Here is a 22,081-nt window from a genome sequence, read left to right as displayed (position 1 = left end):
CAGATTATTCCGCCGCCAGCACTTCGGCGGGGTGGTGGCACAGCCATGCCTGTTCGCCCTGCCTGCGCAGCGGAGGCGGCTCGCAGTTGCAGCGGCCCCGGATGGTCACGCCGCAGCGCGGTTCGAACCGGCAGATCGCGAGATCGGACGGGAAACCCGCTCCTCTTGCTCGCATGGCGCCGGCGTCCAGCCAGCCCGGCTCCATGCGCGGGACAGAGCTGAGCAGGAGGTCGGTATAGGGGTGGTGCGGCCCGCGCGCGAAAGCGCTTCCGGAGGCCGTTTCCACGGCGCGGCCGCCATAGAGCACCAGGATGCGGTCGCAGAACGCACGCACGGTAGAGATGTCGTGGCTGATGAACATGACCGCGATGCCGAGTTCCCGGCGCAGCCCGTCGATCAGTTCGAGGATCGCCTGACCGACGATGGTATCGAGCGCCGATGTCACTTCGTCGCAGATCAGCAGGTCGGGCTCCGCCGCCAGTGCCCGCGCGAGGTTGACGCGCTGCTTCTGCCCGCCCGACAGCGCCCTGACATTGCGGGTGGCGGTCTCGGCCGGGAGCTGGATCAGGTCGAGAAGTTCGGCGACCCGCCTGTCCGCGGCCCGGCCGTGAATGCCGTGGTGAAGCGCCAGCGGCCTGGCAAGGATCGCGCCGACCGTCTTGGCGGGATTGAGCGCGGTCTCGGCGTGCTGGAACACAAGCTGCACCCGGCGGAAGTGTTCGCGGCTGCGTTCGCCAAGACCCGCGGGCAATGGCGTGTCGTCGATCCGCACGGTGCCGCTTGCCCGGGGTACGAGACCGGCGACCACTTTCGCCAGTGTCGATTTTCCCGAGCCGGATTCGCCGATCACGCCCACGGTTTCGCCGCGTCGGCATTCGAGCGAGATGTCCTCCAGGATCGGCACTTCCGGCCGCCCGTTCCGAACCCGGCCATATCCGGCGGCGAGGCCCTCGACCCGCAGCAGCGGCCTGCCTTGCGCGGGGGAGGGCCGGGAAGGTTGGCCGCCTGCCGATGCGTTTGCGGGCGGACAGTGGCCGTGGTCGGCGGCGGCGAGCAAGGCGCGGGTATAGGGATCGCCCGGGGTCCCGAACACGGCGGCAAGACTGCCGGCCTCCTTCGTGCGGCCATGTTGCAGGACGAGCACGTCGTCGGCCATCTGGGCAACGACGGGCAGGTCGTGGCAGACATAGATCGCGGTCGCGCCGCTCTGGGCGATGGCGGCCTTGAAGGCCTTGAGCACCTCGACTTGCGTGGTGACATCGAGCGCGGTGGTCGGTTCGTCGAAGATCAGGAGTTCGGGGCCGGTGATGAGCGCCATCGCCGCCATCAGGCGCTGCAGCTGTCCGCCCGAAAGCTGGTGCGGATAGCGCTGCCCGATGGTTTCGGGATCGGGCAGCGAAAGGCTGGCGAAAATCCGCTGCGCCCGCAGGATCGCTTCTGCGCGAGGAGCAAGGCGGTGGACCAGCAGCGGCTCGATCACCTGGGCCATGATCGTGCGCGAGGGATTGAACGCGGCGGCGGCGCTTTGCGCGACATAGGCCACGCGGCGCCCCCGCACGGCGCGCAGGGCCCTGTCGTCCATCAGGTCGATCCGGTCGCCCGCAAGGCTGACGATTCCTCCCGCGATCCGCGCGCCCGGCCGCGCGAAGCCCGCCAGTGCCAGCGCGATGGTGGACTTGCCCGAACCGGATTCCCCAATCAGCGCAAGTGTGCGGCCGGGCGCCACCGAGAAGCTCACATCATTGACGATGGCGTGCTCGTTGCCCGGCGGCCCGGCGACGATCCGCAGTCCCTCGACCACGACATGGCCGCGTGCGCCCTGGGTCCGGGCAGGGGGCGCGGGGTGGGCCGGGATCATGCCGGTTTCCCCTTGCCGCCGCGACTGGACTTGAGCGCGTCGATCAGCAGATTTGCGCCTACCGTCAGGGTAGCGATGGCGATGGCGGGCGCGATGATCGCGGGCGCGCCTTCGGTGATGCCCGAGATGTTCTCGCGCACGAGCGAGCCGAGATCGGCATGGGGCGGCTGCACGCCGAGCCCGAGGAAGCTCAGACCCGACAGCAGCAGGACAATGAAGACGAACCGCAGGCCGAGGTCCGCAAGCAGGGGGTGGATCATGTTCGGCAGGATCTCCCGCAGGGCGATGTGAACCGGCGATTCTCCCTGCGCGCGGGCGAAAGTGACATAGTCCATCGCCGCGAGGTCCAGTGCGATGGCACGGGCGATGCGGAAGTTGCCGGGGACGTAGGTGATCGCGGCGATGAGCAGCAGGAGCCCCAGCGAGGAACCGAACGCAGCCACCATGACAAGGGCAAAGACCTTGGACGGGATCGAGATCAGCGTGTCCATCGTGCGAGAGATCGCTTCGTCCACCCAGCCGCGCCGGACGGCAGCGAACAGGGCCAGCGCAGTGCCGGTCGCGCTGGCGACAAGCGCCGCGCCAAGCCCGAGGAACACGGTATAGCGCGCGCCCCACAGCAGGCGGCTGAGCACGTCCCTGCCGAGGTAATCGCTGCCCAGCCAGAACCTTGCGGACATCGGCCCGAACACATCGTAATCGACAAAGCCGCCCACCGAATAGGGCGCGATCAGTGGTCCGGCCAGGGCGACGACAAGCCAGAAGCACACCAGGAACAGGCCGATCCTGCCCGACAGGGGCAGCGCACGGGCAAGGGACGGCAAGCGGGAGGGGAACGGGGTCTTCATCAGGCGCGCTGCCTCGGATTGCTGAGAATGGCGACGAGATCGGCAACGAGGACCAGCAGCAGATAGGCGCCGCAGAAGATCATCGCGCAGCTTTGCAGCAGCGGCATGTCGCGGCTGGTCACGGCATTGACCATCAGGCTGGCGAGACCGGGGAAATTGAAGATGGTCTCGACGATGATCGCGCCGCCCAGCAGGTAGGACAGCGAAAGGGCCGCGGCGTTGGCGATCGGCCCGATGGCGTTGGGCATGACGTGCCACAGCACGATGCGGCGGAACGGCACGCCCTTGAGCTGCGCCATCTCGACATAGCCCGCATCGAGCTGGTCGATCATTGCGGCGCGCGTCATCCGGGCCATTTGCGCGACGACGACGAAAGTGAGCGTCATCACCGGGAGCGCGCAGGAGCGGATGGTGTCCATCGTGTCGGCGTCGTCGGAAACCAGCGCGATCGAGGGAAGCCACAGCAGTTTGACGGAGAACACCAGCACGCCCAGCGTCGCCACGAGAAACTCCGGCACCGCCACCATCGACAGGGTGGCGATGCTCAGCGCCCTGTCCAGCCTCCCGCCGCGATCGACGGCGGCGGCGATTCCGATGGCAAGGGCAAGGGGCACGGCAATGATCGCGGTGAAGCCCGCCAGCATGAGCGAGTTCGGCAGGCGCTCGGCTATGATGTCGCGCACGGGCATGTTCGCGACGAGCGATTGGCCGGGATCGGCCTTCAGCATTCCGCCAAGCCATTCCGCATAGCGGGTGGGCGCGGGCCGATCGAGGCCCATCTCGTGGCGGAGCGCAGCGACCTGCTCGGGCGTGGCGCTCTGGCCGAGGGTTTCCTGCGCGGCGTCGCCCGGCAGCAGCCCGCTGATGGTGAACACCACGATCGACACGAGCAGAAGCGTGAGCAGCGCGGAAGCCGTCCGGCGCGCAACAAGGCGCAGCAGGATGCTGGGCGCGTCCGCCGTTGCGAAGCCGGAGGCGGATTGGGCCGTCATCAGCTTTCCAGCCAGATGTGCTGGGAGAACTGGTAGCCCATGAAGCCGCCGATGGGGATCGGCTTCAGGCCGCGGATGCGCTTGTCGTAACCGTCGATCAGGCTGATAAATACCGGGATCGCGGTGCCGCCCCGGTCGTGCACGATCTGCTGCATCTCGCCGTAGAGTTCCTTGCGCAAGGCCTGGTCGGGCTGGGACCGGGCTTCCTTCAGGAGGCGGTCGAAGCGCTCGTTCCGCCATCCGCTCTCGTTCCAGTCCGCGCTGGACTTGTAGAACAGGCTGAACAGCAGGTCGGGCGTGGGCCGCGGGTTCACGTTCCCGAAGGTGAGCGGGTGGCGCATCCAGTGCGTGGACCAGTAGCCGTCGGCCGGTACGCGGTTCACCGCCAGTTCCAGTCCGGCTCGTGCGCCGTATTCCTGGAGGATCGAGGCCATGTCCACCGAACCCTCTGCGGCGGGCGAGCAGTAGATCGGGATGCGCACGCCAGTCAGTCCGGCCCGGGCGATGTGCCAGCGGGCGCGGTCGAGATCGAGCACGGTCTGCGGCACGTTCGGGTTGTAGTACGGGTGGAAGGGGGGGATCGGCTGGTCGTTGGCGATCGTGGCATGGCCGCGAAACAGCGCCCGCTTGACGAGCGGCCGGTCCACGAGATGCTTCACGGCCTGAACGAAGTGCGGGTTGCCCGTTGGCATCCCGTCGGCGCGCATGATGAGGTCGGTGTAGAGCCCGGAGGGTGTCGCCATGACCGCATGGCTGCCGCTCTGCTCGATACGGCGAATGGAGCGCGGATTCACCGCGTTGATCATCTGGCAGTCCCCGGCAAGCAGCGCGTTCACGCGGCTGACCTCGTCGGGAATGGCGATCAGTTCGATGCGGTCGAGATAGGGGCGCCCCGGCACCCGGAAGTTGCGGTTCCGTTCGACCACGGTTCGCACGCCGGGCTGGAAATGGGTGATCCGGAACGGGCCGGTGCCGTTCCCGCGCGGGTGCTTCTCGCCCTTGCGGACGATGGCGAACTGCGGCTGCGACAGGATTGCGGGCAAATCGGCATTGGCATCCGTCAGTTCCAGCGTGACTTCGTGGCGGTCGCTCGCCCGTACCGAGGCGAACTGCGCGGCGATGCTGGCGAGTTTCGATCCCACGGCGGCTTCCTTGTGGCGCAGCAGCGACCAGACGACATCGGCGGCCGTGAAGTCGCCGCCGTCGTGGAAGGTCACGCCCCGGCGCAGCCGGATCGTCCAGATGCGGCGGTCGGCGCTTTCGAGGCTCTCCGCCAGCATGGGGACGGGATTGAGCGCGGCATCGGGGCAGGTCAGGCCTTCATAGACCATGCCGAGCCGGACATAGTCGGTGGCGAGCGCGGCCTTCGCCGGATCGAGCGTGTCCGAGGTGGAGCTGGACTGGGTGGCGATGCGGATGCTGCCGCCGCGCCGGGGCACGGCCAGCACGTCCTGCGTCCGGCCCAGGGCCAGCAGCCCGGCACCGGCCAGACCGCCAGCGATCGCGGCGCGCCTCGACAGGGGGCTGGCGCTCAACGCCATGCTCCCGGCGCGCCGCTGCATGGTCCCGCTTCCTGGCGGACCGGCATTTCGACGCGACTGGAGCAGAAATGGGCCATGGGCGTGTTCGTCTCTCTCTCGTGCTGCGGAGGGAAGAGGGCAGAGAGCCGACTTCACCTCCTAGAGCATCACGCATCGATCGACAGGTGCCTTCGTTTGTGCGCCGCCAATTGGACGGATCGGGAACTTTCCGTCCCATCTCACGGCACAGTCTGCCGCCGCTTGTCCGCCCGGCTGCCGCCTGTCTCTATCGGCTAGATGCGCGGGTGCCTGCCCGTGCGCGCCGTTGCGCCGGAAATGCGCGCGATCGGACGCCGCGCCGCGAAGACAGGGGATTGGAAGGCGCGGCACTTTGTTCCATGGGTTGCCGGAAATTTATCACAAAATCCTCCGCGCGAGGGAAAAACGGAGTCTGCATGGGTCTCTACTCCTGTCCAATGCTCCAAAAGGAGCTTCAGGATCATGGCTACCATTGCTCGCAGTGAGCCCTTGCGCTCGCCGGCACCCATAGCGAAGCCCGCCAGCAGGCGGCTGACCAGCATCGATGCCCTGCGCGGGCTGGTCATGGTCATCATGCTGCTCGACCATGTGCGCGAGACATGGTTCCTGCACATGCAGGTGTCCGATCCCATGGATGCGCGAGCGGTGATGCCGGCGCTGTTCCTCACCCGCTACCTGAGCACCATCTGCGCGCCGGTCTTCGTGGGGCTGACCGGGCTTTCCGCCTTTCTCTACGGACGCACGCACAGCGCGGCGCAAGTCTCGCGGTTCCTGGTCGAGCGGGGGCTGTTCCTCATGTTGCTGGAGCTGACGTTCGTCAATTTCGCGTGGACCGGGGTCTATCCCCCGCAGACGATCTGGTTCCAGGTGATCTGGGCGATCGGGGTGGCCATGATCGCGCTGGCGGCGATGCTGCACCTGCCGCGCAAGGCGATCTTCGCCATCGGGTTCGTCATCGTCTGCGGGCACAATCTGCTGGACGGGCTCCATGCCGCGCCGGGCAGCGCGCTTTTCGCCCCCTGGGCCATGCTTCATGAGCGTCAGGCCTGGGAATTCGCCGGGATCACTTTCAAGACCACATATCCGGTGCTGCCGTGGATCGGCCTGATCGCGCTGGGCTATTGCATGGGGCCGTGGTTCGCGAACGAGGTTCCCGCAGGGTTGCGGCGCCGGCGGCTTGTGCTGACGGGCTCCGCGATGCTGGCGGCCTTCTTCGTGATGCGGGGCCTGAACATATATGGCGACGCCCCCCGGTTCGTGGTTGAGGGCGATGCCCTGCGAACCGCGATGAGCTTCATGGCGCTGACCAAGTATCCGCCCTCGCTGTTCTACCTCCTGTTCAATTGCGGGCTGGGACTGGTGCTGCTGGCCGGGTTCGAGAAGATCGACGGCGGCCGCCTGTCGCAGTGGCTCTCGGTCATGGGCGGGGCGCCGATGTTCTTCTATCTGCTGCACCTCTACGTGCTGAAAGCGCTCTATGTGATCGCTTTCGCCATCTGGGGGGCGACCCAGGGCAAGTACTTCGGCGTCGACAGTCTTGCGTGGGTATGGGTCTGGTATGTCGGGCTGATCGTGCCGCTCTACTTCCCCACGCGCTGGTTTTCGAACCTCAAGAAGCGCCGCCGGGACATCTGGTGGCTGAAGTACCTGTGAGCGCGGGCAGGCTGGTGCGGCTGGCCGAAACAGGCCGCCGTAAGGTGTCGCTTTTCGTCGACGGCGATCAGATCGAGGCGCTGGAGGGGGACACCCTCATGGTGGCGGTGCTGGCGTCCTGCCCGGTGCTGCGAACCTCGGAGTTCTCGGCAAGTCGCCGTGCGGGTTTCTGCCTGATGGGCGCCTGTCAGGACTGCTGGATGTGGACCGAGGACGGCGGACGGATCAGGCCGTGCTCCACCCCGGTGGAGGAAGGTATCAGGGTGCGCACGTCGCCAGTCGGGGAAGAACAATGGCCCAACCTCGCGTAATCGTCATCGGGGCCGGCCCCGCCGGTGTCCGCGCCGCACAGACCTTGCTGGCCGCCGGGGTGCGGCCCACCGTGATCGACGAAGGCAGCATGGCCGGCGGTCAGATCTACCGCCGCCAGCCTCCCGGCTTCACCCGCAGCTACGAGACGCTCTACGGGCCGGAGGCGGACAAGGCGCGCGCGGTCCACCGCGATTTCGATGCGCTGGCAGGCCGGGTGGATTATAGGCCCGAAACGCTGGCATGGGCGCTGCGCGAGAATACGCTTCACGTGATGCACGGCGGCGTGGCCGAGGCGCTGGAGTTCGATGCGCTGATCCTTGCGACCGGGGCCACCGACCGCCTCATCCCGATGCGCGGCTGGACCCTGCCGGGCTGTTTCAGCCTCGGCGGCGCCCAGATCGCGCTCAAGGCGCAGGGCTGCGCGATCGGTGCGCGGCCGGTGTTCATGGGAACCGGTCCGCTGCTTTACCTCGTGGCGTATCAGTACATGAAAGCCGGTGCGAAACCCGTGGCCGTGCTCGATACCTCTCCCGCTGCCGCCCAGCGCGCTGCCTTCCCCAGGCTGCTTGCCAGACCGGCCCTCGCGCTGCGCGGCGCGGCGATGCGCCTGCGCCTGCAACTGGCCGGGGTCCGCATCGAGAACGGGGTGGAGCCCGTGGCGATCGAGGGCGACGAGGGCGTGGCGGGCGTGCGCTACCGCAAGGTGCGGGGAGGCGAAGAGGCGCTGTCATGCGACGCGGTGGGCCTGGGCTACCATTTGCGCAGCGAAACCCAGCTTGCCGACCTTGCCGAGTGCGAATTCGTCTTCGACGAGACCATCGCCCAGTGGAAGCCCTGGACCGATGCCGATGGTCGCAGTTCGCGACCGGACGTCGTGATCGCGGGGGACGGCGCGCGTGTTCTCGGCGCGGATGCCGCGGAGGCGGCCGGGCGGCTGGCGGCGCTTGCCGTCCTGGCCGATTGCGGATTGCAGGATACGGCGGCGGAACGGGCGCGCCTTCGCAAGGTGCTGGGCCGCATGGAACGGTTCCGGCAGGGACTGGCGCAGGCGTTCCCTTGGCCGGCGCATCTGGCGCGCGCGGTGGAGGACGATGTCGTGGTCTGTCGCTGCGAGGAGATCACGGCGGGCACCCTGCGCGCGGTTTCGCAGGAGAAAGGCGCGCCGGAGCTCAATCGGGCCAAGGCGCTGTCGCGCGTCGGCATGGGGCGCTGCCAGGGGCGCTACTGCGGCCACGCCGCCGCCGAGATCCTTGCCGGTTCGCGGGGCTGCCCGCTCAAGGATGTCGGAAGGCTGCGCGGGCAGGCGCCGGTCAAGCCGCTGTCGCTGGCCACGGTGGGCGCGCAGGCGCAGCCAGACTGATCCGCCGCGAACGGAATCCCGCAAGGGTCGCAAGCGAAAGGGCCGGATCGTTCGAACGATCCGGCCCTTTTATCGTGGTCCCTTGGCGGTGCGGCGATCAGGGACGCAGGATCGCGAAGAGCTTGCGCGTCGGGCCGATCCCCCGCCACGATGCGACCTGCCCTTGCGGAACCACGATGAAATCCCCCGGCCCCACGAGCGTCTCGTTGCCCTCGGCATCGCCAAAGGCGACTTCGCCTTCCAGGAGATACATCGCTTCCCAATGCCCGTAGGTCATCGGCAGGCGATGGTAGGGCGACGAACTCCAGGTGCCGCAATAGAACCCGCCATCGGCGCTGCGAAAGTCCACATGCTGGGCGCAGAGCGGCAATTGCTCTCCTGCCAGCAATCGCGGATCGGGCGTGGCGGAGGGTTCGTGCGGGGCATCCGGCGCGATCCGGACAAGGCGCGCGCCCTGGGGCCCCGGCCGGTCGGCCGAGATCGTGACCGCGCGGACGGGCTCATCCGCGCGCCAGTGAAAATCGCTGCCCATCGGCAGGATCGCGGCCTCGCCCGGCCCCAGCCGGATGGTGGCAGTGTCGGCGGTGAGGGACAGGGCGCCCTCCAGCACCAGCACGATCTCGCTGCCGGTGGCGGAGGCGATGCCGTGGCCCGGTTCGAGCAGGAGCGCCGCGATGCCGAGGCCGCCTCCGGGGACCGGCGCGGGCACGCGGGCCGTGGCCCAGTTCCCGCCGTCGCCGCTGCCGGGTGCAGGGGCGGCTGCGGCTGCGGCGGCGAAAGCGCGCAGGTTAACGAACGGCGCCGGGGGCGCCGTTTCCGTCACGGGTGCCGCATTCACAGGCCGAGCAGGCCTGGCAGCCCGGAGATGTCGGGAATCTCGTTGACCTCGTAATAGGCATTGAGCGGTTCGTGGCCGCGATTGACGAACGCCTTCATCTTCACGCCCATGTCATAGGCGGTCAGCAGGTCGTAGCGGAAGCTGGATGAGCAGTGCAGCACGTCCTCGGGATTGCAGCCGAGACTGTCGAACATGAACTCGAAAGCCTGCATGCGCGGCTTGTAGGCCTGCGCTTCCTCGGCGGTGTAGACCGCGTGGAACGGCGCCTGAAGCGCTTTCACCGCGTGGGGGATGAGATCGACCATCGAGTTCGAGAGGATCACCAGCGGAAATTCCTCGGCGACGCGCTTGAGCGGCTCCACCACATCCGGGTGCGGGCCCCAGTTCGGGATATCGCCGTAGATGTATTCAAGGTCGCTGTCGCGGTACTCGATGCCGAGCTTGCCGCAGGAGCGCCTCAGCGCGCTTTCGATCACGTCGCGATAGGGTTTCCACGCGCCCAGCACTTCGTCGAGGCGGTAGGCGGAGAATTCCCGCACGAAGGCCTCCATGCGGTCGGCCTCGGGGAGGCGGTCGGCGTAGGCGCGGCGCGCGGCCGGCGCCATCTCGAAGTAGATCAGCGTGCCGTAGCAGTCGAAGGTGATGTATTTCGGGCGCAGAGCCATCTTCGCATTCCTTGTTGCGGGTCGGACAGGTCCATGATGTGTGCGGCAGGCGGGGCGGGCGATGGCACCGGCTTTGGCGCGGATCGCCGGCCCTGAAACCGTATCTTCTCTTTCGCGCGGTATATCCTGCCGCCTCGAGATCAGGCCGGACGATAGCCTGCGAAGCGGGTGATCGAATAGGGCGCCAGCGGGGTGTCGGTGGCGCCGGTGGCGATGAGCTGCGCCATCACGTCACCCACGCCCGGCCCCACTTGGAACCCTGCGCCGCAGAAACCGAAGGCATAGAATAGTCCCGCGGTCGTACCGCTTGGGCCCATCACCGGCACGTCATCGGCAAAGTAGCTTTCGACGCCGCTCCAGACGCGGATGATGTTGACCCGCGCGAATGCGGGCATCATCCGCCTGATCTGTTCCATCTGGCCGATGACGTTGCCGGGGATCACTTTCGCGCGCTTGCTGTAGATGGAGGCCGGGCCGCGCGTGGAACCGCCGATGACGATATTGCCCCGTTCGACCTGGCGGAAATAGACCGTCTCGTAAGTCGTGCCGACCGCCATCGAGATGCTGGGTTCGATCCGGTAGGGCAGCGGTTCCGTCACCGCCATGCCGGGCCCGGCCACCTCGATCGGCACGGGCTCTGCGAACATGGTCGAGAGGCGTCCGCCCCAGGCCCCGGCGGTGACCAGCAGGACCGGCGCGCGAAACTCCCCCTTGCCTTCGATCTCGACGATGAAGTCCCCGCCGTTTCGCGTCACCCCCGTCACCTCGGCGTTTTCCATCAGGTCCACGCCCTCACGCACGGCGGCGCGCCCGAATGCCGGGGCGGTGAGGCGGGGATTGGCATGGCCGCCTTCGCGGTCCCATACCCCGGCGGTGATCTCCGGCCCGAGATAAGGGAAACGGTCTCGCAGCATGTTGGTGGACAGCACCTCGAGATCGAGCCCGCAATCGCGTGCGTCGCGCGCGTAAGTCTCGATCTTGTCCACGAATTCCGGCGTATAGGCGGCGCGCAGATGGCCGCGCTTCACATATTCGCAGTCCTCGCCGATCAGTTCGGGCAGGCGCTGCCAGATCGCGTGAGCGCGCAGGGAGAGCGGGAGCTGATGCAGCCAGCGGCCCTGGCGGCGGACATTGCCGAAATTGGTGCCGCTGGCCGCCTGGCCGACGAGATCGCGCTCGATCAGCCGGACCGAAAGCCCCCGGCGTGCCAGGAAGAACGCGCTCGACGCACCCATGATGCCGCCGCCGACCACGATGACGTCGCTGTGCCGGGCTTCGGGTTTCTTCATCGCGGTGTCTCCGGGCATCCGGTTGTGCGGGGTAGGGCAGGCATCCTAGGAACGCCAGTCGAGGAAGCGGTACCAGGCCCCCACAAAAGGCAGGAACCACGGCGGCCCGATGTGCCCGGGGATGGGCTTGAAGGCCTTGCCGTCCAGCGGGTTGGCATCGGCTTCGCCGGCGATGAGGCGGGCCATGCGGTCGCCGATGAAGCCGGAGAACTGCGCGCCGTGTCCGCTGAGACCGACCGCGTAATGCAGCCCATCGTGGACGCCCGCGCGCGGCAGGCGATCGGGAGTCATGTCCAGCACGCCGCCCCAGGTATAGTCGATCCCGATTTCGGCCAGCGCAGGAAAGATCTTGGCCAGCGCGCGGCGCAGGATCGCGCCGCTTTTCGCGTCGCTGGCGGGGTCCGACAAGGCGAAGCGGGCGCGGCCGCCGAAGATCAGGCGGTTGTCGGCGGTGAGCCGGAAGTAGTTGCCGATGTTCTTGCTCGTTACGCAGTTCCGCCGTCCGGTCATGGTTGCGGCGACCTGCGTTTCGGAGAGCGGCTCTGTGGCGACGATGAAGCTTCCCATCGGGATCGTGCGGCGCCGGATCCAGCGGAACGGGCCTTGCAGCGAGGGGCCGGTGGCAAGGAACACGGCATCGGCGGTGACATTGCCTTTCGGGGTCGTCACCCGGTGGCGGCCGCCGGCAAGGCGTTCGATCCCGGTTGCCGGGGCATTCTCGAAGATCGCGGCGCCGTGGCGCGCGGCTGCTTCCGCGAGACCGACGCCGAAGCGGCCCATGTGCATCTGCGCGCCGCGCGGCATGACGATCCCGGCGTGAAACGCATCGGAGCGCACCTCGCCTTGAAGCGCCGCCCGGTCGAGGAAGACCAGGTCAGGCTCGACATGGCGGGCGAGAAATTCGCCCGCCCGCTTGAGACCATCGACATGGCTGGGCTTGGCCGCCAGCTTGATCTTGCCGTTGCGCACGAAATCGCAGTCGATCGCTTCGCCGCGCACGGTCTCTTCGACGAAATCCACCGCGCTGTCGTAAAGGCCGTAGAGCCGCTTTGCCTCTTCCAGCCCGAGGCTGGCGGCCAGCCCGGCAAGGTCGCTCGCCGTGCCGTTGTTGCAATGCCCGCCATTGCGGCCCGAAGCCGCCGCCGCGACTTCGCCGGCTTCGACCAGCACGGTGTCGATCCCGCGCATGGCCAGGGTGCGCGCCGCCGAAAGCCCCGTAAAGCCGCCGCCCACCACGACGACCGAGGCCCGCGCCGGAACCCGACCTTCCCGCGCAGAGGAGAAAGGTGTCCGGGTGTCAGTCCAGTATGGCTTGATCTGCATGTCTCGCATTTGCTCCGGACGTGGCCCTGATGTTTGCGGGGCCGGTCAGGCGGCGAAGTCGATGAGGGCGGTCTTGATCTGCTGTGCCGCCTCGAAGGCTTGCTTGCCAAGGTCCCTGCCATATCCCGAGGATTTGAATCCCCCGGTCGGCAGCACGAAGTCGCCGCTGCGGCCGTAGCGGTTGATCCAGACGGTGCCGGCCTCGATGGCGCGCATGGCACGCATGGCGCGGCCGATGTCTCGGGTGTGGACGCCTGCGGCAAGGCCGTATTCCGGATGGTCGGCCAGCGCCATGGCTTCGGCTTCCCCGGCAAAGGTCTGCACGGTCAGCACCGGGCCGAAGATTTCCGACCTGACCGCCTCGCTCGACATGTCGACATGCGTGAGGATGGTGGGAGCGTAGAACGCACCCTTGCCGCAGGCCTCGATCCGCTGCCCGCCCACGAGAACCTCGGCGCCCGCCGCGCGCGACCGTTCGACGATGCCTTCGATCCGTGTGCACTGAAGGTCGCTGATGATCGGGGGAAACGTGGTCGCCCCGTCCCAGGTGGCGCCGGGGCGCTCTTGCGCGAAATAGCCCGCGATCCGCTCCACCAGCTCTCCGGCGATGCTTTCGTGGGCGATGAGCCGCGATCCGGCGACGCAGACCTGCCCGGCGTTGCCGGTAATCGATTTGGCGATGGACAGCGCCGCGCGTTCGATGTCGGCATCGTCATGGACGATCTGCGGGCTCTTTCCGCCCAGTTCGAGGGTGGCGGGCTTGATCCCGGTTTCGGCGCAGGCCGCCATGACCCGCGCGCCGGTGGCGGTCGATCCGGTGAAGCTGACCTTGCGGACCCGCGCGTGGCGGACGAGATCGTCGCCCACGGCATTCCCGGTTCCCTGCACGACATTGAACAGCCCGGCCGGAAGCCCCGCCTCGATCGCCAGCTCTGCGAGGCGCAGCGCGCTGTAGGGGGTCATTTCCGAGGGCTTGACCACCACCGCATTGCCCGCCGCCAGGGCCGGGCCTACTTTCCATGCAGTGGTCACCATCGGGAAATTCCACGGGATGACGAGTCCGATCACGCCATAGGGCTGGCGCAGCACCATGCCCAGGTTGTCCGACCGGGTGGCCGCCACTTCGCCGCCCTGCTTGTCCGCCAGTTCCGCGAAGAAGCGCAGGCATTCGGCGGCATTGGTCACGTCCCATGCGGTGCTGTCGGCGATGGGGCGGGTGGAGCAGAACGATTCCAGCCGGGCGATCTGCCGGGCATCGCGCTCGATCAGGTCGGCCCAGCGGCGCATCACCCGGATGCGGTCCCGCGGGGGGCAGGTTGCCCATCCGCTTTCCGCGAAGGCCCGGTGCGCATCCTCGCAGGCTTCGTCCACCTGTTCCCAGGAGGCCGAATCGAGATCGCAGTGGATAGTGCCGTCGGAGGGGCGGTTGAGTGGCACCGCCTGTCCCAGCCCCCGCACCCGGCGGCCGCCGATGAAGTTCGATTGTCCCGTGATTTCAACAAGGGATGGGTCGAAACCGGTATCGCTCATGACGCACTCATCTCCGCTGCAAGGCGGCAGGATCGCCTGCCTGGTCCTTCACGGCCGAAGCTAAGGGCCCTCGGTGGCAGGATGTTCCGAATTTGCAGGCGGCCCGGCCGAAGCTGCCGCCTGCCGGGGCATCGTCGGAAGCTCTGTCTTGGCGCGCGGTTCTAGTATCGAGGGGGAAAACCGGATCTACAGGACATGGAGCAGCAGATGGACGCGCACCAGGAACTCGAAACGATCGCAGCCCTGCTGCCCGATGTCACCGCGATCCGGCGCGATATCCACGCCCATCCCGAACTCGCTTACGAGGAGCACCGGACGGCCGGGATCGTCGAGCAGGTCTTGCGCGGCCTCGGCTTCGAGGTTGCGACGGGGATCGGGGGAACCGGTGTCGTCGGTACGTTGCGGCGCGGCACGTCGCGCCGGTCGGTCGGGCTGAGGGCGGACATGGACGCGCTCGGCTTTCAGGAGGAGACCGGGTTGCCCCATCGCAGCACGGTGGACGGCAAGTTCCACGGATGCGGGCATGACGGGCATACGGCGATGCTGCTGGGCGCGGCGCGCCATATTGCCGCGTCGGTCGAGTTCGACGGCGTGGTCCATTTCATCTTCCAGCCGGCAGAGGAAGGGCTGGGCGGCGCGAAGGCGATGATCGACGACGGCCTGTTCGAGCGCTTCGCCTGCGACGAGGTCTATGCCGTCCACAACTGGCCGGACCTTCCCGCCGGGCATTTCCAGACCCGTAGCGGACCGATCATGGCGGCAGCGGACCGTTTCGAGATCGTCATCACCGGCAAGGGCGGCCATGCGGCATTGCCGCACCAGACGCCCGATGCGATCCTGGCGGCGGCCGATCTGGTCCTTCAGCTCAACACGATCGTCGCGCGGCGCGTGCCGGCGAGCGAGACGGCGGTGCTTTCGGTGACGATGGTGCAGGCGGGCAGCGCGCACAACGTGATCCCGGCGGGAGTGCGGGTGATCGGCACGGTGCGCAGTTTCGAACCGGCGGTGCAGGACCGGATCGAGGTATCGCTGCGCGCCATGGTTGCCGGAACCGCACGTAGTCACGAGGTCGATGTCGCGGTGGTGTATGACCGGTATTACCCGGCCACCGTCAACGCTCCGTCCTGCGCGGATCGCGCGCTGGCGGCGGCAGCCCTGATCCCGGGTGTGAACAGTTCGCCAGCGCCCGTGCCGGCGTTCACTTCGGAAGATTTCTCGTTCATGCTCGAAGCGAAGCCGGGTGCCTATTGCTGGCTCGGGCAGGGGGCCGGTGAAGGTTCCCCGGCGCTGCATAATCCGCATTACGATTTCAACGACGCTGTCAGCGGAACCGGGATCGCCTGGTTCGCCAACATCGTCCGCCTTTCGCTTGGCGCGCCTCTGGAAGAAGGCGGCGCCAAGGAGATGGGGGCTCAGTAGCCGCGTTTCCGGTCGACCTCGCCGGGCAAGGCTTGCCCGGCGAGGTCGCGGCGCAAGTTTTCGATCAAGGCATGTACTGCCGTTTCGATCCGCGTCACGCCGGCCACGTGCGGGGTCACGAGAATGCGGGGATCGGTCCGGAAAGGGTGGTCCTGGGGCAGGGGTTCCACTTGCGACACGTCGAGCATGGCCGAGGCGATCCGTCCCTCGTCCAGCGCGGCCAGCAGGTCATCTTCCACGAGATGTCCGCCGCGCGCGGCGTTGACGAGGCGGGCGCCGTGCGGAAGCCGGTCGAACAGATCGCGCGAGAGGATGCCGCGCGTCTCGTCCGTCAGCGGCAGAAGGCAGACGAGGATGTCGGTCCCGCCCAGGAAGGCATCGAGTTCCCCGGCGCCGGAGAAGCACTCGGCGCCTTCGATCCGGCGCGGGCTGCGGTTCCAGCCGCGCAGGCGGAAGCCCAGCGGCGCCAGCATGGTGAGGGCCGCGCGCCCCAGTTCGCCCAGCCCCATCACGCCCACGCTGCGCTCCTCACACAGGAGCGTAGGCAATTGGGTCCAGCCGCCCCGGCGCTGCGCCTCGATGTAGAACGGCAGGTCGCGGTGCAGGGCGAGGACCGAGGCCGCCACGTACTGGGCCATGGTCGTGGTGATGCCGGGTTCGATCATGCGCACGATGCGGACGTGTTCCGGCACGAGCGACAGGTCGAGCTGGTCGATCCCGGCGCCGATGCTGAACAGCACTTCCAGCCGCGGCAGGGCGGCGATCAGCTGCGGGCTCAGGGTCCAGGCCACCAGATAGCGGATGTCCCGGGCATCGCCGATTTCCGGCCAGCAGCGGAATTCAACCTCGGGCAGGGCATGGCGGAATTCGGCCTGCCAGGCACTGGCGCGCTCGCTCGGGCCGACATGAAGGATGGCGATCATGGCATTTCCCGGGTCATAAACTCTTGGATGGCACCCTGCTCCCTCGTGGATTTTTCCGGAATGGCTCGTGCTCGTATCGGAAAATATTGAAATATATACATATTGCCGCGCCTTCCCTCGTTGCGCCGAGCCATTTTGCCGCGAACCTAGTTTGCTCGCCGCCGGATTGCCAAGCCGGCAAGCGATCTGCCGCGCTGTGGAAGGGGGAAGGAGATCGAGGCCGCTCCTGCTTTTTCGGGAGCGGCCTCGGGCGATGCAAGGCGGGCGTCAGAAGGAGAAGTCGGCGCGCAGCGTGATGGTGCGGGGCGTGCCGGGCGTTATCCAGTAACGGTGGTAGGAGGCGGCGTACCAGGTCTTGTCGAAGAGATTGGTGACGTCGAGGCTGAACTTGATCTGCTCGCTCGGCTTGTAGCTGGCCATGGCGCGGACCAGGGTGTAGCCGGGCAGCCAGAAATCGTAGCCGGTCTCGCCCAGTCGCTTGCTGGCCGCGCTGATGCCGCCGCCCAGCGTGAACACGCCGGCATTCCCGGCATCGAATTCCTTCGTCACCAGCAGGTTGCCGGCATGCTTGGGGATGTTGATGAGCGGATCGCCGGGATTGATGGTCAGGCCGAATGCGGGGTCGAGCGCGGATTCGGTCCAGACGGCGTCGGTATAGGCGTATGTGGCGTAGAGCTTGAACCCGCCCGGCAGGTTGGCGTTGATATCTGCCTCGATGCCCCGGCTGCGGGCCTTGCCGCCCGCGAGGCTGAACCCGGCATTGAGCGGGTCGGCGGTCAGCACGCCGTTCTTCTTCATGTGGTACGCCGCGAGCGAGGCGGTGATCGCGTTGTCGGGCGAAACGTAGCGCAGCCCCGCTTCGTAGGACTTGCTGGTTTCCGGTGCAAAGGCGCTTCCCGCCGCGTCCACGCCGCTGTTGGGGCGGAAGCCGGTGCCGTAGCTGGCATAGAGGCTGAAGGTGTCGGTCAGTTCGTAGAGCAGGCCGACGGAGGGGCTGAAGCGGGTGCGGGTGGAATGGATGCCGGTGTCGATCTTCTGGTTGAAGTGATCGAAGCGCCCGCCGCCCCGGATCTTGAACCGGTCGGTGATGTCGATCTGGTCCTGGAAATAGATACCCCAGGCACGCTGCGTCTCGAAAGTGTCCTGGACCACCGAGGATGTCGCCGGCAACTGGCCGTAGACCGGGTTGTAGATGTCGATCGCATTGTTGGCCGCCGTGATCGGCGATCCGGCGGTGTAGGCGGCGGGACGGAACCGCATCGAGAGCGTATCGATCTCGAACTTGTCCCAGTCGGCGCCGATCAGCACGTGGTGCGTGAAGGGCCCGGTGCGCAGCTTGCCCGAAATCTCGGCGCGGGCCGCCATGTAGGTGGTGTCATAGTCGCGGTAGCGGCGCTGGCGGGCGAGATAGTTTCCGGTCTCCTCCAGGGTCTGGCGGCTGCCTGACAGTTCGGCATCGCTGGAGTAGCCGTCGAAAGTGGTCTCGCGGTAGTTGAAGCCGGCCAGCACCACCCAGTCCCCGCCAAGGTCCTGCTGGGCCTGCGCCTGATGACCGAAGACGGTGATGTGATTGGGGCCGTCACCGGGCTCGCCGAAGAAGCGCGAGCGCGGAACCACGCCCAGTTCGCCGTCGACCGCGATCGTGCCGCGATCGAAGAACACGTACTGGTCGACGACCTCCATCTCGTAAGTCAGCGTGGTGTTCGCGCCGGGCCGGAACAGCACGGAGGGCGTGAGCACCTTCTTGCGTGACCAGATGTAGTCGCGGAAGCTGTCGGCCTCCTGCGCGGCGCCGTTGACGCGCAGGGCCAGGCTGTCGGTCAGCTTGAGGTTGTAGTCACCCTCGATCCGGTAGGTGTCGTAGCTGCCGCCGGAAACGGCGAAGCTGCCGAAGCTGTCGTCCGTGGTGGCCTTCTTGGTGATGATGTTCACCGTGCCGCCCGGTTCGCCGCGCCCGAAGACCGCGCCGTTGGGGCCTTTCAGGATGTCGATCCGTTCGATGTTCGATGCATCGCGCGGGCCGCCATAGCCGCGTCCGCCGTTGAACCCGTTGACCAGGAAGCCGCTCGGGAAGTTCTCGTCGCCTGCGAAGCCGCGTATGGCGAAGGCGTCCCACAGGCCGCCGAAGTTGTTCTGGCGGGCAATGCCGCTGGCGAGATCGAGCGCGCTGTCCAGCCGGGTGATGTTGAGATCGGCCAGCATCTTGCCGTCGATCTGCTGGATGCTTTGCGGCACCTCCTTGAGCGGCACGTCGCCGCGATACTGTTCACGCTTGCCGTTGACGACGATGTCGCTCGCCGATGCATTCTCGGGTGCCGCCGCCTCCTCGGCGCAGGCAGGAAAGGCGATCATCGCGCAGCCCGTGGCGAGGGCGATGTTCAATGCGGACTTCCATCGTGTCATGTCGTGACCCCTCATAAGGTGCGTTGTCTGTCCTGCCTGCTTTTTTCGCTCGCCCTATTCCTGTGCCGGGCCTGCATCTGTCCGGTCTTGCGTGGTCGGCGGCTCTGTTCTGCAAGTCCGAGCTTATGGATCGATACGCGTATCTTTGATCGAAACGGGCGGGGCCGGCGGCCGAATATGACGAAAAATGACACCTGGCCGCGCTTTATGCCGCTCGTGGAAAGCGGCCCGGAATCGGCTCGATTCCGGCAGATTCTGCCGCTTCAGGCGCACGGTTCTCCGGGAAAGAAAGAACCCGTGGCAGCGCCGGGGCGGCCACGGGTTCGAGAAGGGGCGCAGCGCCCCGCGTGCGGAGCCGCAGGGCGCTGCGCCTAGTCGTGCGCGGGCTTGAACAGGTCCTTGTAGAAGCCGGTCGTGCGCACGGTGATGGTAACGGGGGTGTCTCCCTTGTTGCGCCAGTACCAGCCATGCGTGCCCTCGAACGGGGCGGTGAACTCTCCCCGTGCGCTTTCGAGCGAACGCTCGGCCCAGTAGCTCGTGAATTCGCCGTCCGGGGCATCGGGGTGTTCGCCGTGCATGTCCACTTTCACCGGTCCGCCGGCAGCGCGCCATTCGAAGACGAACCCGTCGCCCGCCTTCATGTGGGCCTTGATCTCCTGACCGCTGTGCGGGGCAAGGTGGATCGTCATCTCGTCGCTGCGCAAGGCGCCGGTGCGCTCAATGGCAGATCGGGTGGGGATCGGCAGCGCGCCGGCAGCGATGGCACCCGCAGGAGCGGATGCAGCGGCCGTTTCCGCTTCCGGGCTTCCCTGCGCCATGCCCGCGATGCCAAGCGCCTTGCCGATGCCGGTCGGATCGATCCCGGCTTCGGCGGGAAGCACGAAGGCCACGAGAATGACGGCAGCGGCGGCTGCCGCGCCGAGCGTGGCCCTGGCCAGCGCCCGCGGCGATGCGTGGATGGAGGCGGGCAGCGTGGATTTGGGGGTCATCGTCTGGGCCGTCATGTCAGGCTCCCTTGGTGAAATAGCCGGTGAGCTGGAAACCCACGAGCACGAAGCCCGCACACATCAGCGCGGCGTTGGCGGCGATGGCGCTGCGCTGGAAGCTGGGCGTCATCCGCCACAGGTTCATAGCGAGCAGGATCAGCGAAAGCGCCATGAGCTGGCCCATCTCGACGCCGAGGTTGAAGGCGATGAGGTTGGGGATCAGCCCGTCGCCGGACATGGTCAGTTCCTGCAATTTGGTGGCCAGTCCGAACCCGTGGAAGAACCCGAAGATCAGCACAGCCGCCTTGGGGTTGGGCGAGATGCCGAAGACCGTGCGAAACCCGTCGAGGTTGTCGAAAGCCTTGTAGGCCACGGACAGCCCGATGATGGCGTCGACGATATAGGGATTGGCGCGAAGGTCGAAGATGACGCCGATCAGCAGGGTGGAACTGTGCCCGAGCGCGAAGAGCGTGACGTAGGCGCCCACGTCCTTCATCCGGTAAAGGAAGAAGATCACGCCGCACAGGAACAGCAGGTGGTCGTAGCCCGTCACCATGTGCTTGGCGCCGAGGTACATGTACGGGATGATGTTCACCCCGGAAGTGCCCTCGATGAAGGCGGCGTCGTTTTCGGCGACGCCGTGCGCCCGGGCGATGGAACTGACCAGTGCCAGCAGCAAAGCCGCGATCGCGGCGGCGGCGAAGGTCAGGCGCCGCCTGTCCGTGAAGGAACGGCGGCCGAGCCGGGGAATGGCTGCCGGGTGCATGTCAGTTCGTCGTGAACGAGGCGAAGGTCTTGGCCTGGTCGCGCTTGTTGACGAGCGAGACGACGACCTTCGAACCCTTCGGCGCGGCGAGGCCCGGCGCGGAGAACCTGTTGCCCCCTGCGGCGACGAGCGGGGTCTGGGTCTTCTTGCCGGCGGCGGTAACCGTGACCTTCGCGTCGAAGCCGCTTGCCGGAACGGGTTCGTCTTCCTCGCTGACGTAGAAGCTCACGCCCTTGGGCGTCTTCACCATTTCGACCAGGATCTCGCCCGACATGGCGACGATGCCGCCGTGCTGCGGTTTCATGCTGCCATGCGCGAACGCGGTGGCGGGGACCGAGGCAAGAAGGACGGCAGCGAGAGCGGCGACGATAGGCTGGGTGTTCATCGGGAATGGCTCCTGTCGGAAAACGGGGGGATGCAGGGAGGCTCGGTTAGGCGCCTATTCGGGGAGATGCGGCAGCACGAAGGACAGCGAGGCGCGGTGCTCGACCTGCTGGTACTTCACGGGATTGTCGGTCGGGCTGACGAAGATCGCCATCAGCACGTTGATGCCCTGGTTGCGCAACCTGATCGTGGCATAGCCCTCGCCGTCGGTCTTCACGGGCACTTCGTCGGGATCGTTGACGTAGTCCGTCATGACCTGCGCACCGGCCACCGGCTTGCCTTCGAAGTAGACGCGGACCTTCATCGGCTGCCCCATCTTCTGGGGGATGTCGGTTCCGACCGGCACGAGCTGGAGGGTCTGCCCGGCCAGCAAGGGAACCTGCCGGGTGGGCATGCGGGTCAGATGCACCGCGTATTTCCAGTTGTGTTCGCTGAGCGTGGCGCCGGGCACTTCGTCGCGGCCCTTGTTGTGGAATTCGCCGGCCGCATCCTTGGTCCAGATGCCGTAGTCCATCACCGCCGCCACCGCCGCCACCGGTTCGTCGCTGTCGACCACGGGAATGGCGCCGGCGTCGCGCAGCCTGACGTTCACGTCCAGCCAGTCTTCGTCATAGCCCTTCACGAGCGTGAGCTTGCTTTCCCGGGCGACCGCGTCGAGGTCGTCCGCGCCGACGCCGTAGACCAGGGCAAGCTGGCGCGCGCGCTGCGCGAACCAGATCCCGTGGGCCTGCGCGGGAAGGACCGCCGCGACGCTGGCCGCAAGGGCAAGGGCGATGCCCGATGTCTGGATAAGGCGCTTGCACGTCATCATGGCTTGTTTCTCCTTGAACCCGTTGAGCGCAGGCTGCCCCTTTCGCCCGGTCGATTTTGCTTTTGTGAGGCGCGTGCGCGGCACAAACTTGCGAATTCGTGGAAACTCTGGCCGAGCCGCCGCTTTGCGCGATGGGGCGAATGACCCCTTTACCGCTGGGGA

The 22,081-nt window shown here is 67.1% G+C and carries 19 protein-coding genes; 4 read left to right on the top strand and 15 right to left on the bottom strand.

Going from position 1 to position 22,081, the window contains the following annotated elements; genetic code table 11:
- Positions 1–4: 4 nt before the first annotated feature.
- The 4 genes from U9J33_RS21050 to U9J33_RS21035 are packed head-to-tail and all read right to left on the bottom strand — an operon-like array spanning position 5 to position 5,260.
- The gene (locus tag U9J33_RS21050; RefSeq protein ID WP_324699911.1) at positions 5–1,858 is read right to left on the bottom strand and encodes an ABC transporter ATP-binding protein; all 1,854 of its coding nucleotides are present in this window, start codon (positions 1,856–1,858) and stop codon (positions 5–7) included.
- On the bottom strand, positions 1,855–2,706 hold the full coding sequence (locus tag U9J33_RS21045) for an ABC transporter permease (protein WP_324699910.1): 852 nt from the start codon (positions 2,704–2,706) through the stop codon (positions 1,855–1,857). The genes U9J33_RS21050 and U9J33_RS21045 overlap by 4 nt, the downstream gene beginning before the upstream one ends.
- Positions 2,706–3,698, bottom strand: a complete 993-nt coding sequence (locus U9J33_RS21040; RefSeq protein ID WP_324699909.1) for an ABC transporter permease — start codon at positions 3,696–3,698, stop codon at positions 2,706–2,708. The genes U9J33_RS21045 and U9J33_RS21040 overlap by 1 nt, the downstream gene beginning before the upstream one ends.
- Positions 3,698–5,260: an ABC transporter substrate-binding protein gene (locus U9J33_RS21035; protein ID WP_324699908.1), complete on the bottom strand. Its 1,563-nt coding sequence runs from the start codon at positions 5,258–5,260 to the stop codon at positions 3,698–3,700. The genes U9J33_RS21040 and U9J33_RS21035 overlap by 1 nt, the downstream gene beginning before the upstream one ends.
- A 459-nt stretch (positions 5,261–5,719) precedes the next feature.
- On the opposite strand from U9J33_RS21035, the gene U9J33_RS21030 reads away from it, so the two are divergent.
- The 3 genes from U9J33_RS21030 to U9J33_RS21020 are packed head-to-tail and all read left to right on the top strand — an operon-like array spanning position 5,720 to position 8,582.
- Positions 5,720–6,910 carry a DUF1624 domain-containing protein gene (locus U9J33_RS21030; RefSeq protein WP_324699907.1) on the top strand — a complete coding sequence of 397 codons (1,191 nt, stop codon included), beginning with the start codon at positions 5,720–5,722 and terminating at the stop codon, positions 6,908–6,910.
- Positions 6,892–7,221: a (2Fe-2S)-binding protein gene (locus U9J33_RS21025; RefSeq protein WP_324699906.1), complete on the top strand. Its 330-nt coding sequence runs from the start codon at positions 6,892–6,894 to the stop codon at positions 7,219–7,221. The genes U9J33_RS21030 and U9J33_RS21025 overlap by 19 nt, the downstream gene beginning before the upstream one ends.
- Positions 7,203–8,582 carry an FAD/NAD(P)-binding oxidoreductase gene (locus U9J33_RS21020; protein WP_324699905.1) on the top strand — a complete coding sequence of 460 codons (1,380 nt, stop codon included), beginning with the start codon at positions 7,203–7,205 and terminating at the stop codon, positions 8,580–8,582. The genes U9J33_RS21025 and U9J33_RS21020 overlap by 19 nt, the downstream gene beginning before the upstream one ends.
- 97 nt (positions 8,583–8,679) lie before the next feature.
- Here the strand turns inward: U9J33_RS21020 and U9J33_RS21015 are convergent, their stop codons facing one another.
- The 5 genes from U9J33_RS21015 to U9J33_RS20995 all read right to left on the bottom strand — a co-directional run bounded on the left by U9J33_RS21015 (position 8,680) and on the right by U9J33_RS20995 (position 14,227).
- Entirely contained in the window at positions 8,680–9,420 is a 741-nt protein-coding gene (locus U9J33_RS21015; RefSeq protein WP_324699903.1) for a cupin domain-containing protein, read from the bottom strand.
- Positions 9,417–10,085, bottom strand: a complete 669-nt coding sequence (locus tag U9J33_RS21010; protein ID WP_324699901.1) for a haloacid dehalogenase type II — start codon at positions 10,083–10,085, stop codon at positions 9,417–9,419. The genes U9J33_RS21015 and U9J33_RS21010 overlap by 4 nt, the downstream gene beginning before the upstream one ends.
- Positions 10,086–10,225: 140 nt before the next feature.
- Complete coding sequence (locus U9J33_RS21005; protein ID WP_324699900.1) at positions 10,226–11,374, bottom strand: FAD-dependent oxidoreductase; 1,149 nt, start codon at positions 11,372–11,374, stop codon at positions 10,226–10,228.
- 45 nt (positions 11,375–11,419) lie between these two features.
- Positions 11,420–12,697 (bottom strand): FAD-binding oxidoreductase, encoded by a 1,278-nt coding sequence (locus U9J33_RS21000; protein ID WP_324699899.1) that lies wholly within the window; start codon positions 12,695–12,697, stop codon positions 11,420–11,422.
- 45 nt (positions 12,698–12,742) lie between these two features.
- Positions 12,743–14,227, bottom strand: a complete 1,485-nt coding sequence (locus tag U9J33_RS20995; protein WP_324699898.1) for an aldehyde dehydrogenase family protein — start codon at positions 14,225–14,227, stop codon at positions 12,743–12,745.
- A gap of 207 nt (positions 14,228–14,434) precedes the next feature.
- Here U9J33_RS20995 and U9J33_RS20990 point away from each other — a divergent pair, with 207 nt between their 5' ends.
- Positions 14,435–15,646, top strand: a complete 1,212-nt coding sequence (locus tag U9J33_RS20990; protein WP_324699896.1) for a M20 aminoacylase family protein — start codon at positions 14,435–14,437, stop codon at positions 15,644–15,646.
- Here the strand turns inward: U9J33_RS20990 and U9J33_RS20985 are convergent.
- From U9J33_RS20985 to U9J33_RS20960, 6 genes are all read right to left on the bottom strand, one after another.
- Positions 15,640–16,569: a glyoxylate/hydroxypyruvate reductase A gene (locus U9J33_RS20985; protein WP_324699894.1), complete on the bottom strand. Its 930-nt coding sequence runs from the start codon at positions 16,567–16,569 to the stop codon at positions 15,640–15,642. The two genes, U9J33_RS20990 and U9J33_RS20985, sit on opposite strands and share 7 nt — an antisense overlap.
- 267 nt (positions 16,570–16,836) lie before the next feature.
- On the bottom strand, positions 16,837–18,972 hold the full coding sequence (locus U9J33_RS20980) for a TonB-dependent receptor (protein WP_324699893.1): 2,136 nt from the start codon (positions 18,970–18,972) through the stop codon (positions 16,837–16,839).
- A 371-nt stretch (positions 18,973–19,343) separates the two neighbouring features.
- Complete coding sequence (locus tag U9J33_RS20975; RefSeq protein WP_324699891.1) at positions 19,344–19,976, bottom strand: hypothetical protein; 633 nt, start codon at positions 19,974–19,976, stop codon at positions 19,344–19,346.
- A 1-nt stretch (position 19,977) separates the two neighbouring features.
- A complete protein-coding gene (locus U9J33_RS20970; protein ID WP_185999111.1) occupies positions 19,978–20,724 on the bottom strand; it encodes a HupE/UreJ family protein in 747 nt (248 codons plus the stop codon).
- 1 nt (position 20,725) lies between these two features.
- Positions 20,726–21,109 (bottom strand): hypothetical protein, encoded by a 384-nt coding sequence (locus U9J33_RS20965; protein ID WP_324699890.1) that lies wholly within the window; start codon positions 21,107–21,109, stop codon positions 20,726–20,728.
- 54 nt (positions 21,110–21,163) lie between these two features.
- Positions 21,164–21,916, bottom strand: a complete 753-nt coding sequence (locus U9J33_RS20960) for a DUF4198 domain-containing protein (RefSeq protein ID WP_186000046.1) — start codon at positions 21,914–21,916, stop codon at positions 21,164–21,166.
- Positions 21,917–22,081 lie beyond the last annotated feature (165 nt).

This window comes from Novosphingobium sp. RL4 (assembly GCF_035658495.1).
Classification (GTDB): Bacteria; Pseudomonadota; Alphaproteobacteria; order Sphingomonadales; family Sphingomonadaceae; genus Novosphingobium.
The sequence above is the reverse complement of the archived record's forward strand: the minus strand, read 5'-3'. Positions and strand labels throughout refer to the sequence as shown.

Coding starts and splice junctions, on each gene's coding strand:
- U9J33_RS21050 (WP_324699911.1), bottom strand. CDS start 1,858: ATGATCCCGGCCCACCCCGCGCCCCCTGCCCGGACCCAGGGCGCACGC.
- U9J33_RS21045 (WP_324699910.1), bottom strand. CDS start 2,706: ATGAAGACCCCGTTCCCCTCCCGCTTGCCGTCCCTTGCCCGTGCGCTG.
- U9J33_RS21040 (WP_324699909.1), bottom strand. CDS start 3,698: ATGACGGCCCAATCCGCCTCCGGCTTCGCAACGGCGGACGCGCCCAGC.
- U9J33_RS21035 (WP_324699908.1), bottom strand. CDS start 5,260: ATGCAGCGGCGCGCCGGGAGCATGGCGTTGAGCGCCAGCCCCCTGTCG.
- U9J33_RS21030 (WP_324699907.1), top strand. CDS start 5,720: ATGGCTACCATTGCTCGCAGTGAGCCCTTGCGCTCGCCGGCACCCATA.
- U9J33_RS21020 (WP_324699905.1), top strand. CDS start 7,203: ATGGCCCAACCTCGCGTAATCGTCATCGGGGCCGGCCCCGCCGGTGTC.
- U9J33_RS21010 (WP_324699901.1), bottom strand. CDS start 10,085: ATGGCTCTGCGCCCGAAATACATCACCTTCGACTGCTACGGCACGCTG.
- U9J33_RS21005 (WP_324699900.1), bottom strand. CDS start 11,374: ATGAAGAAACCCGAAGCCCGGCACAGCGACGTCATCGTGGTCGGCGGC.
- U9J33_RS21000 (WP_324699899.1), bottom strand. CDS start 12,697: ATGCAGATCAAGCCATACTGGACTGACACCCGGACACCTTTCTCCTCT.
- U9J33_RS20995 (WP_324699898.1), bottom strand. CDS start 14,227: ATGAGCGATACCGGTTTCGACCCATCCCTTGTTGAAATCACGGGACAA.
- U9J33_RS20990 (WP_324699896.1), top strand. CDS start 14,435: ATGGACGCGCACCAGGAACTCGAAACGATCGCAGCCCTGCTGCCCGAT.
- U9J33_RS20985 (WP_324699894.1), bottom strand. CDS start 16,569: ATGATCGCCATCCTTCATGTCGGCCCGAGCGAGCGCGCCAGTGCCTGG.
- U9J33_RS20980 (WP_324699893.1), bottom strand. CDS start 18,972: ATGACACGATGGAAGTCCGCATTGAACATCGCCCTCGCCACGGGCTGC.
- U9J33_RS20975 (WP_324699891.1), bottom strand. CDS start 19,976: ATGACGGCCCAGACGATGACCCCCAAATCCACGCTGCCCGCCTCCATC.
- U9J33_RS20970 (WP_185999111.1), bottom strand. CDS start 20,724: ATGCACCCGGCAGCCATTCCCCGGCTCGGCCGCCGTTCCTTCACGGAC.
- U9J33_RS20965 (WP_324699890.1), bottom strand. CDS start 21,109: ATGAACACCCAGCCTATCGTCGCCGCTCTCGCTGCCGTCCTTCTTGCC.
- U9J33_RS20960 (WP_186000046.1), bottom strand. CDS start 21,916: ATGACGTGCAAGCGCCTTATCCAGACATCGGGCATCGCCCTTGCCCTT.